Here is a 238-nt window from a genome sequence, read left to right on the forward strand (position 1 = left end):
CAGAAAGCATTCGAAAAACGATTAGAAGAAATTGAAAAGCTTATGAATCAAATACGAGAGAAGCTTGATCGTGACCATGTCGCATACACATTATTAATGGATGAAAACAATCAGCTTGAGACCTTTATTGAGGATGCCAAAACACTTCATGAAGCGATTAAAGATCACCTTCAATCGTTACGAAAAGAAGATTTACAGGCAAGAGAAACATTGGCTGAACTTAAAACCATGTTGACAG

The 238-nt window shown here is 36.1% G+C and carries 1 protein-coding gene; it reads left to right on the plus strand.

Going from position 1 to position 238, the window contains the following annotated elements; all coding sequences use genetic code 11:
• Positions 1-238: septation ring formation regulator EzrA (locus tag KVT11_RS20540; protein WP_302693906.1), on the plus strand; the 238-nt coding region annotated here is incomplete at both ends.

This window comes from Bacillus sp. GbtcB10, assembly GCF_019091365.1.
Classification (GTDB): domain Bacteria; phylum Bacillota; class Bacilli; order Bacillales; family Bacillaceae; genus Bacillus; species Bacillus altitudinis.